The 10,006-nt window shown below is 55.9% G+C and carries 1 protein-coding gene; it reads right to left on the bottom strand.

The window, feature by feature from the left end; all coding sequences use genetic code 11:
- Nucleotides 1–2: 2 nt before the first annotated feature.
- A complete protein-coding gene (locus N7268_RS21720; protein ID WP_260864434.1) occupies nt 3–9,746 on the bottom strand; it encodes a hypothetical protein in 9,744 nt (3,247 codons plus the stop codon).
- Between the last annotated feature and the right edge of the window lie 260 nt (nt 9,747–10,006).

Below are 10,006 nucleotides of genomic sequence, written 5' to 3'. Positions count from 1 at the left end.
GCTCACAACGGCTTAACCGGGGCCAGTTCCAGTGGGATCGCATCCCCGCGGGTGGCACGTATGATGAGCTCACCCCCACCCCATATCCTTGTTTTCTGCGCCTGCCTTAACGCGGTAAGACGTGCTTTTCCGTTGCTATCTGCGGTTTTCATCGCAGCCTCGTACTGAGTTTGGGTCATCAGTTCGGGGACCAGATGCCGCGACGGTGACCCCGGTACGCGTTGCAGCGTTTCAGGTTCGTCTGGCAACGGAAAACCGGATATCCAGGGCACGGTGATGCTGTACTCTTCCCCCCACGGCCACTGTTCCTTGAAGATAGGCACAAGTTGCTGGCGCAGTGCTGCTGCGAGCTGATCGTCCAGTTTGCCGCTGTTGGCCGCCAGTCTGCTCAACCACTGATCCATACGCTGTTTAAGCGGTAGCCGGTCAGCATCGGTTGCGGGCCTGGTGATGGTCAGGGTATGAAGTTCATATTTCTGGAAGTACTCCAGCTCTGGCGCTTCGGGTAAGCCCCGGCTGGCGTCGGCCAGCGCTTTCCACAGGTCTGCCATCAGCGCCAGCCGTGAGGCGTCGTCGGTAAATTTCTGCACGATCTCATCCAGCCAGTCCAGGCTCCAGCCGCCCGGCACTCGGTACAGGCTGTCACTGACGCCCAGCGCGGACCGGAGACTGTCTGTCAGAGCGATCGGTTCCGAGAGCGGTGAAAACAGGACCTCCAGGTCCTTCCCAACAATTTCGCAGTTCATCTCCCAGAGCCGGTTCTGTAACAGCAGCTGGAATCGGCGGTTGTCCGGACGGGAATCAGGCGCCCGGAAAATTCGCGCCAGCGGCCTGACGGTCGACTGCGGGTGAAGCCCGCTCGCTGCCGTCCGCAGTTCAAGATCGTAACAAACCTGTGGATCGGGAAGCTCAGACAGCGGATCATCCCACAGGTTGGCAGTGATCTCATCCGTGGTATCATGGTAGCGCAGCAGTGGCCAGCTAACGCGATACCGCGCCATTTTTAGCGGACCCTCTTCCGGTGTTATCTGCGGCATGGTACTGAGCAATTTTTCCCACGGATGATTAGGGGTCAGCACAGCCAGACCATCATCGTCGACCGTCACCAGGCTTGCATAGGCCTCTGGTAAATAGATGGCGCTGGCTGGGGAGACAGAAAGCCCGGCGCTGGCTGCGGCGTGGACCGTGTGCCGATACCAATGTGGCAGATTCGTGACGAGACGAATTTTGCTGCGGGCAAAAGTGTGTCCTTCTGCCACTTTCGCGTTCAGCATCGCCAGCAGCTCACCTTCTTTCAGCTCACTGGACGTGATGTCTGTGCGAGCAGACATATGCTGGTACTCCCCACACCATTCTGGATCGACGTTGTGCAGCCCCAGTTGCCAGAGAAGCCCGGTGCGCGACAGGGTGTGCTTCAGGGGAACATTATCTTCATTGAGGATTTGCTCCGGATGCAGCGGCAGCACAAAGGCCATGTCTTTGCCGGGAATGCGCCCTACCGGGATCAGACTATCGCCCGCTTCTCGTTTCACCAGCACGCCATCTTTAAGGCCCCACTGCTTGTCGCCGATTCGCTCCAGGGCGTATACCGTCTGCGGCATCACCGGCGCGGTGCGTTCGATAATGGCAACATTGCGAATGTCGCCCAGGGACGGGGCTTCATCGGATATCAACCCCAACATCTCCGCATAGCGCCACTGCGGCACCACGGCATAGGCCCGCTGATGTGCCCAACCATCGGCTTCCGGGAGGGTGACGGATATCCGGCCGCACTGATCGGCAGCCACGCGTACAGGCTGGGTTTGCTCGATGGCTCCCAGCGCGAAGAGATCGCCCGAATGGTTATTGAGGATCGAATAAGTGAAATAGCGGTTGTTCCACTTCGCCCATTGCTCACCGTAATTCTCGAAATCCTCTTTCTGCAGGTCGGCTGGCGACTCTTTTTTGTCCACCAGTGGCAACTGGAAGGCATTACGGAAGGCAACCCAGAATACACGCCAGGGTACCTGAGCAGGTTGCCAGGGGCCCACTGAGGACGATATTGCCGGGCGAACAGAGAGCCGCACTATCACCAGCGATGGGGGCAGCAGCGTAGCATCGGTGCCTTCGTGGCTGAAGGTGCCAGTACGATCCGCCCGCAGGGTGAACGGAACGCATTGGGTCATGGTCCCCGGCTGCAGCAGGCGTTCGACGCACAGGTTTCTGGCAAACTCCGGGTACACCTTTTTGGTGGCTTCCAGCCCCTGTTTGACCTGTTTGTACAGATATTCAGGAGCGAGAAACTGGTTCTCATTACTGTCAAATAAACGCACCGTGACGCCCAACCCCAACCGGTCAAGTGCCGCCCAGCCGTAGGGATCGGCGGCATCACCCGTGACGCTCAGGAAAGTGCCCAACTGTTCGGCATTCACTACCGGTACCGGACGTTTGTCCAGCACGAAAAGCGCCCCCTTACCTTCAGGCCTGCGCATCTGCGTCAACAGGTATTCGAGTGCGGGATGCAGGTCTTTCCCGAAATCCAGGGCGATTCGCTCAGGTTCAGGCTGAACGCTGACCGATTTGTTTATGGGTTGAAGCTCCAGTATCCAGCCGGAACGCTGCTCGCAGGACCACTGCGAACTGTCAGTCTCGATGGGCTCGGCAGTCAGCTCGCGCAGGGTGTCTCGCAGCACTGCCGCAGTCATCCCCTTAAGCGCAATTTTGCCCTCTGCAAGTTCAATACGCTTCTCATTTTGAATAGAAAACGTCCATTTTGTCTGCTGGATTATGCTGTCGGGATGAACCATTTTTAGCTCGATAACATCAGGTTTGTCGTGACTCAGCAGCGCCCTGATCAGCTCCGACGATGGTTCAGGCAAGAGGTGTTTGCGGATCGGGAATGTGGGCCAACAGATGATCGCATTATCCTGCGAAACCCAGGGCGCATTGCCGTTGGCACGCCGCCAGGCCTGGCTTGGGTAGCGCATCTTCCAGTTTGCGGGCTCACCGATTTCTCCTGGCGTCACCTTCACCCGTGCCTCATCCAGCAGGCGGACCTCACTGTGGCGTTTCGCCGTCTTCCAGCTGACCTGGCCGTTATCCAGCGTAATCGACCAGAGGGTGAAGCCGCTGCGAAGCCTGAAACGCTTCCTGTTCACGGTTTGGTCTGAGGGCCTGATGTTCCAGCTCAGCGACGAGGCGGCACCAAATTCCGGATGCAGGTTAAGCGTGATTCGATCCGGATCAAGCGTGGGTTCGGGCAGCGCAGCCCGCCCAGAATCAATGAGCAAATCCTCAGCGGCGACCGGCTGCATAACCGCACTGTCGGAAGCAAAGGGTTTCCGGACATACTCCAGCGCGGATACCGGAAACACCTGCGCAGCAGGCATGATTTTTACCGCATGCTTCAGGGGGGCAAGAGGACCTGCGAAGACCACGTTATCGTTCAGGTCGCTCTCTTTTCTGAGCACCAGCTGCGCGTACAGCGTCCAGGAACGCGGGTTATCCAGATCCCGGATCAGGGCATCGAGTCCGTCCAGTCCATCTGGTCTCGCCAGGTTTTCAGCGCGCAAGAAGCGCCACTCTTGCTCAGGATCCTGCCTGACGAAGAAGATGTCATCACCAGGGCGTGCGTCCTGACCGGCACCGAGGGATGACACCAGCGAGCGGCGACTCTGGGCGTCAGACCCATACTGTCCGGATGGTAAAATCGCTTCGCTACGGGCGACGATCCGCCACCATAGCGACATCCCTTTCGGCAGATTTTGCTGACGAACAGTAGGATCAACGTCAGCGAGCAGCTCAATGTCAAGGGAGTAAGTCCCGGCGATTTTCGACTCATCGGGATTGAGCGTGAGCGTCGCTTCGGCCTTTTTCAGTCGGGGGAACCGATACTCTCCGCTGATAACGGAGACAAAATCCGTACAGACCAAGCCATCGGTGTCACTCTGGCACACCGGCGTCACTGCGTAGCGCACCACGGCGCCGGAATCCGGGCTGAACATGACATTTTTCACCGCGACCGGAAGGTCTGCAAAGTCATCCGTGAAACGGGTGTTGCTGGCTGTGTGGTAGCGGATATTCGTGCCGCTCACATCTTTTTCACACACCTCATGCAGGGCGCTTATGACGATCATCGGTTCGCTGACGTATTCACTGTTGCCAACGGTCAACGTACGTACAATGCGATGGTGACGTAAGTAATCTTCGGCTCTGGCCTCGACCTCACTGGCCCATTGAAGCGCCCATGCCAGTTTTACGGTTTTGCCTTCGACTTTTATGCTCGTGTTGACCATCGCCGGTGGGGCTGTGGCATAGCGGAGACGGGGAGGATTAAAGAACTGACAACGGGTGGAATCTGCATATGCCGTCGTCGCACCATCGATTCGTTTGCCAATGGTCATCTGTATTTTCTCGAATGCGGCGATCGCCTCGTCGTCAGCTACATCAAGCGGAACCAGCAGCGTCAGTCCCATATGCGCGACATGGACATCGTCCTCGGGAATACTGCCCGTAGTAGTCAGATCAAAGAGGTCAGCGGCGAATTTGTGCAGCAGATAATCACGGGCTTCGTGGCAGCGCCGGTCTGCCGGGTCCTGGGTGATAGCGCCGAGGTACCCCAGCTCCTGGCCATGATATTGCTCCTGAAGGCTTGCGGTTTGTGTTTTCCGCTCTGGCTGCGATCTTACGGTTGGCTCCCGGTAACCGGAGCTATTGCCCAAAAATGCGGATCCAACCATCTCTTCAAGCGTGGCGAAATGGTTCTCACCCGTTTCGGTTTCCATTGGTTGCCGGGCCAGCCAGTTGATGCTGGTTTCCTTCTCAAAGGAAGGACCCGGTGTGAATTCTGTCCATGCCTTGTTGGTGTAGAGATAGATTTTTTTGACTAGCCACTCTGCCGGGAGCCCGCTCAGGCTGATTTTATGATCCTTTACGTTTGGCTGATTGTTGTCAGTGGGCGGTGCGCAGTAAAACGACGATGTCCCCGCGGCAAAGCTTTCTGCTGGTAAGAAAGTAATGTAGACCCAGTTTTGAATGTCCTTGATTTCATCGATCGGGCTCACTTTTGGCCAGGAGAGCACGGCGTTGAACTGGGTTTTGTTGATCAGGTAGCGCTCTGCGCCCCAGGTATTGGCTGGCCGTAGATACTCGGGACTTTTTTCCGCCTTAGTGCGCGCCTCACTTCGAGCCTCTCCCAGCTCCGCGGCTTTCTGGTTATCGGCATCCTGTCTATCGATGGCCGCCACCGACGACGGCGTATCCTGAACCAGCCCCAGATCCATAAACCGCCCCACGCGAGCAGCCGCTCTGTCGACGATCCCTGGGGAGAGCGACAGCCCCACTGACAAGCCGAGGGTCCGACCAAAGACCGCAACCGCAATGCTTGCCCGCATCCTTGACCCCATTTGCGCATCCCCCTGCAGGGCAAGCTCGGCGACGACATCAATCTGGAGGCTGACCGACAACGACGCGCGAAGAGTAACCTTGCAAAAGAGCGCCCCAATCTCAAGCCAGGCCGAGACGCAAAACTCCACCCTAACCTGGAGCGAAAAGAGCGAATAATAGAGCGAGCTGGCGGCATTAAGCGGATCCAGATAGCCTATGATCCTGGCAAGCAGCGCGGCGCGGACCGATGCAGAGACGGAGATCCCCACAACCCCCGCATTCAGTGAGCCAGAGAGATCAAAACTGAGCTGGCCCTCCAGATTCATACCAACCAGCAGCACGCCATCATGCACCCGGAAAATCGCCCCGCCTGCCACGGCAATATTGACCCCGGCAATCGTCGTCTTCCAGCGAATATGGTTCGGCCAGCCGAGTTCAAAGTGCAGTAATCCGGGACGCATATACAGCGTGGCATCATACTGAATATTCTTCAGACTCTCTTTGAACTGTGGCGGCAGGGACAGGCGCGGGCCTATCTCTGCGCCTGGATTACTGACCAGACGCGCGAGAAACTCATTGCGTTCCCCAGCGAGCACTACATAGCCGATCAGTGTTTGCTTCCCGGCCAGCGAGTTGCCGCCAATATTGCGGTTTTTATCCCAGTCGAAATAGCTGTAGCCGAGCCAGGCATTGGCAGTCATCATGAATGTGCTTTTTCGCATGGCCAGCACCGCATTCATCAGCAGCAGATTGGGTAATTTTTCCTCTTCCTCTTTGTTCCATGTGAAGTGATCCTGCGGGGGATTGGCGCTGCTCATCGAGAACATCGCGCGCGCCACCAGGGTGAGATCCCCTTCTTCGGCAATTTCCCATGTTGTCAGCTTGGCCGGTTCAAGGGCGCTTTTTGCTATCGTGTCCAGGACCTTGATAACCGCAGGCAAATTCGGCGCGGCATCAATTTCTTTGATGCCCACATAGGTGAAATGGTAGCCCAGCCCTAACCCGGCCTCACGCAGGTAGAATGGCACAGGCCCTAACGGGAAGTAGTAGCTGATGCGCTGTGCCTCAAGGTAGACAAACCAGGCCCGACGTACCTCCTGGCTCTTTTTCGCGCGAATTTCCACAAAGCCAAACGAGGCGGCGAAAGGCGGTAATCCGGGGATCGCCACGCGACCCTGACCGAGAAATCCATTGGCCTGAATATCCACCTCGGGCTTGCTGCTCACCAGCACGGAGGCTGGCATCCGTCCATCCACCGCCACCACCTTCCCTTCAATCTCGAGGGCCGATCCGAGACAAAGTGACAACCCCAGCCCTTCGCAGCGAATCCTTGGCAGCAGACCTTCCGTCCCCCCGGCGATATAAAGCTTATGGAAATCGCACTCTGCGCGAACCACATCGCCTTGTTCCGCAAAGCGGATTTGTCCGCCAATCACCAGAGCAAAAGGCAAATCATCAAACATATGGCACCGGGGTTCGAAGCCGATGCTGCGAATTTCGAAGAAAAAAGTGTCGAAGAGTGAGCTCTGGACTGGCTGGTCCAGCGCCACAACGTATGACGTGTTAAGCCTTGCCAGCTCGCGCCGGACGGCGTCTGAATCTCCGGAGATCGGACAGTCAGTGAAACGGATCTCCACGTTAGCCAGTTGGCTAAACATTCCGTCAGCCAATTCGGTCACGGTGGGTTTGAAAAATGCGGACCCGGTTAGGAAAACGCAAAAACAGAGCCGGTCGTCCTGCCTGAAAGCGTGCAGCCATAGGGATTCGAGACGGAACTCAAAGTGGGTCTGCTCGCAGCGAACGCTTTCTGTTGCCAGCTTCAGTCGACCATCGAGCATATCGAGACCCTGGCCCGTGTCACCAAAATCAAGCTCCAGTTCTGCGTCGACATCACCGAGCAGCTTCGGCGGTAACTTGCCGTTGGCCCTCAGACGGAAGGTTTCGATCCGTCCGTTGTTGACCTGCAGTGTGGCTTTATCAAAGGTAAAATTGGTTTCCAGACCCTCTAACCTGATGGTGGTGCGTCCATCCAGCGCCGCGGTGAGGTTCAACCCGCCGCTGTGTACTACAAACTCAGAACAGATGAAGGTCAGCGGTTTTTCATTCCTGTCTGTCTGTAATGAGGTAAAAGCCAGTGTCGCCCTGACATTATCGGCGAAGTACAGGCGGGGATCGTTGGTTCTGAGATCCAACACCATCTGCTTTTCATGCACCCGAGCACCCGAGTCTTTATCCTGGAAAGTTACCGCCATGCCAAGCAGGGTGAACGTATCCGGCAGATCGAGATAAATCAGTCCTCCCTCCAACGAGGCGGTCATACTCCGCACATCAAGAGAGAGCAACGTCGTTGAGTCGACTGTACTTTTCAACAGGTTGATAGCGATCTGCAGCGGGATTTTAAACTTGCCGCCGCTAAGAACGATGGGACTGCCCGCCCCGATCTCCCTAATTTCGATGTATTGCTTCAGGGCTGCATTCATTTCATTGACGGCGGTGGCCGGTGCAGCCAGAAAGGGCAATAGGCGTTTATCCAGCTCATCTTTAGCCGGGAGTTTAAGGGTTGCGTCTGCCAGTTTTTCCAGCGGCACCAGCGAAAAGTCATCCCAGGCAAAATTCGCGCTATCCAGTACCGGTAGCGGCCTGTCCAGCACCTGCATGAACGTAGCCTGGCCGTTGCGCAGACCAAACGGCACCAGGCTAATTCGGTTGTTGTTCTTCGCCTTGACGTTAACCATCAGCAGTCTGGTGGGTGGTTTGTCGCCCAGAGTGGCATCGCCTGTCGGACGCACAGTATCGGCCGAGGCAAACCAGAGGTCGCTGCCAAGGGTTAACAGCTCCGCCGAGGTGTCTGGAGTACGGGGAGTCAACACGATGTAAGCTGCGCTGGCCCCGTCGCGAAGATCGACAAACAGCGCCAGATCCCCACTATTGGGCCCACTCAGTTCGAATCCGTTTGCCTCGATAGCAAAATCGCCCGCAGGGGTTGCGTGCCGCAGCTGGACGACGAGCTGCTGCAAATGCCCTTCTGTGGCATCCAGCACCATCAAGATTTCAGCCTTCTCTGCCGCGTCGACCAGCGCTGTGAGCTTCTCCAGCAACGGCAGAAGTAGTTGCGCAATGCCGTTGACACCACGAACAACTCCGGCGAGAACGTTGCCCAGTATGTCTACCAGGCTCCCGGCGGCAACGAGTAATTGCGCCGATAAGCGCAGGCTAAAGGCGACGCTGTTTATTGATGACATGTATTCAATAAAGGATTCGATCGCCTCATTTGCTGGCTGAAGAAGGATTTCGCGCGTCCAGCTTAGCCCTCCTGCGTTCACCTGCTGACGGAATTGCCCCTGCTGGAACGGCAAGGCCAGGGTCAGCGTGAGCCGCTTATCAGGATTCAACGTCGGGAACACAGAAACATCGCCGCTGAGGCACCCCGCCCACTCTGCGTGACCGTTCTGAACTTCCAGCTGCAGATTGAGGGCGACACCACGGTGCAGCATCAGCGTAAGGCTGTCGAGGGGCGAAACCCTATAGTCCTCCGTAGTCATCAGTACCACCGACTCAGTCAGCCCATTCGTGACGGAGAGTTTTCCATTGGAGAAATTGAGAGTGAAATCGCCTAAAACGATGGGAGTCGAACCCAGGGCTGATATCTTCGCACCTGTTATGGCTAAATCCACATTCAGCCCGAAAGCATCACTGTAGGTGATGGCGCACGTGGCTTCACTGGTGATGTTGACAGGGATTCCGGGTAGCGCCGATAATTGAAACGCGGGAGTAAAATTTGCAATATTAATTTGTGACCAGTCGAGTTCAGGGAACGCAAACTGGGGCACCGTCACACCGAATGCGGGAACGGCAAAAGAAAGCCCCGCAGATTGCGCAGAGAAATCGATGCGCCAGGCCAGCGTCAAGGTTGCCGCTTTGCCCTTGATGTTGGCGCTGAAGTTCCCTCTAAAAGCCACATAGCCGGCACAGCGAAGCGGGTTTTCTTTGGTGGCAGACAGGCAAGCGAACAGATTGAAGTTGGCATGACCCTTGACCTCAACTGCACCCGGAAAGAGATCGGCCCCGACAAAACGCTGACTGGCATCCAGTTGAAGCTCAATGGCAGACAGTTTAGTGACAACGTCACGCCATCTATCTTCTAGCGTCTGCCCCTCCTGCAGAATATCTTTTCTGATTTCAGCCAGGGTTTTGAGTGACCAGACTTCCCCCGTTTTATTGAGAAGTACATCGGGTACGTCGAAAGGAGTTGCCAGCATGAAGGTCGCCTTCACATTCCCGCCGTAATGTATCAGCATCTCTGTCGCTCGCTGATTTGCATCAGTAATAACATCGAGTTGCAGCGGGTAACCATTCGTTGCGGGTAACAGGATGATGTTCACACTTTCCCCTCACTGGCAATTTTAATAGCTAAAAGAAAAATAGCAGCCTTTAAAAAATACGCCAACTGAGACATGCACATATATATCTCCCACAACTTAGTCAGAACACATTTTTAATGCTTGTAGCTAATGAAAATGATTGAGAACAGGATTGCATACACACACGTCAGTATGAACCCCTGAGGTTTTCACATGTATTAAGATAAAAGTACCGATTAAAATCAAAGTATATTAATTGATGGGCGATGCTTCACCATAAA

The sequence above is a fragment of the Citrobacter sp. Marseille-Q6884 genome, from assembly GCF_945906775.1.
GTDB lineage: Bacteria > Pseudomonadota > Gammaproteobacteria > Enterobacterales > Enterobacteriaceae > Citrobacter.
Note: the sequence above shows the minus strand (reverse complement) of the source record. Positions and strands in the feature narration are given on the sequence as shown.